The sequence below is a fragment of the Rhodococcus kronopolitis genome (assembly GCF_042654025.1).
In the GTDB taxonomy this organism is placed as follows: domain Bacteria; phylum Actinomycetota; class Actinomycetes; order Mycobacteriales; family Mycobacteriaceae; genus Rhodococcus_G; species Rhodococcus_G kronopolitis.
The window spans coordinates 1-1,712 of record NZ_JBHSFO010000016.1; the positions used below are offsets into that span (position 1 = coordinate 1).

Sequence of the window (1,712 nt, forward strand, 5' to 3'; positions counted from 1 at the left end):
CTATTAGTACCAGTCACCTACACCCATTACTGGGCTTCCAGTTCCGGCCTATCAACCCGGTGGTCTGCCGGGGGCCTTACCCCACAAGGGGTGAGAAACCTCATCTTGGAACAGGCTTCCCGCTTAGATGCTTTCAGCGGTTATCCCTTCCGAACGTAGCCAACCAGCAGTGCCCTTGGCAGGACAACTGGCACACCAGAGGTTCGTCCGTCCCGGTCCTCTCGTACTAGGGACAGCCTTCCTCAAGTTTCTAACGCGCGCGGCGGATAGAGACCGAACTGTCTCACGACGTTCTAAACCCAGCTCGCGTGCCGCTTTAATGGGCGAACAGCCCAACCCTTGGGACCTACTCCAGCCCCAGGATGCGACGAGCCGACATCGAGGTGCCAAACCATCCCGTCGATATGGACTCTTGGGGAAGATCAGCCTGTTATCCCCGGGGTACCTTTTATCCGTTGAGCGACACCGCTTCCACATGCCGGTGCCGGATCACTAGTCCCGACTTTCGTCCCTGCTCGACTTGTCAGTCTCACAGTCAAGCTCCCTTGTGCACTTGCACTCGACACCTGATTGCCAACCAGGCTGAGGGAACCTTTGGGCGCCTCCGTTACATTTTAGGAGGCAACCGCCCCAGTTAAACTACCCACCAGGCACTGTCCCTGAACCAGATCATGGTCCGAGGTTAGAAGTCCAATACGATCAGAGTGGTATTTCAACAACGACTCCACGAACACTGGCGTGCCCGCTTCACAGTCTCCCACCTATCCTACACAAACCGAACCGAACACCAATACCAAGCTATAGTGAAGGTCCCGGGGTCTTTTCGTCCTGCCGCGCGTAACGAGCATCTTTACTCGTAATGCAATTTCGCCGAGTCTACGGTTGAGACAGCTGAGAAGTCGTTACGCCATTCGTGCAGGTCGGAACTTACCCGACAAGGAATTTCGCTACCTTAGGATGGTTATAGTTACCACCGCCGTTTACTGGGGCTTAAATTCTCAGCTTCGCCCCGAAGGGCTAACCGGTCCTCTTAACCTTCCAGCACCGGGCAGGCGTCAGTCCGTATACATCGTCTTACGACTTCGCACGGACCTGTGTTTTTAGTAAACAGTCGCTTCTCACTGGTCTCTGCGGCCCCACCCAGCTCAGGAAGCAAGTTCCATCACCAGACGAGGCCCCCCTTCTCCCGAAGTTACGGGGGCATTTTGCCGAGTTCCTTAACCATAGTTATCTCGATCGCCTTAGTATTCTCTACCTGACCACCTGTGTCGGTTTGGGGTACGGGCCGTGTGAAAGCTCGCTAGAGGCTTTTCTCGGCAGCATAGGATCACTGAATTCACCTCAACGGCTACGCATCACGTCTCAGGATATGTGCGACACGGATTTGCCTATGTCACTCCCTACACGCTTACACCAGTACTACCACTCACTGGCCCAGCTACCTTCCTGCGTCACCCCATCGCTTGGCTACTACCAGATCAGGTCCCGCGCATCCCCCACCAACAAACCCGAAGGTTCGCCGGCGGCTTCAGGGCGGTTAGTATCACTGATTCACCATGGGCGCGTTCACACGGGTACGGGAATATCAACCCGTTGTCCATCGGCTACGCCTGTCGGCCTCGTCTTAGGTCCCGACTCACCCTGGGCGGATTAACCTGGCCCAGGAACCCTTGGTCATTCGGCGGAAGAGTTTCTCACTCTTCTTTCGCTAC

The 1,712-nt window shown here is 55.7% G+C and carries 1 rRNA gene; it reads right to left on the minus strand.

The features are described 5' to 3' along the window. A 23S ribosomal RNA gene (locus ACFO6S_RS21220) occupies window positions 1–1,712 on the minus strand; the annotation flags it as partial.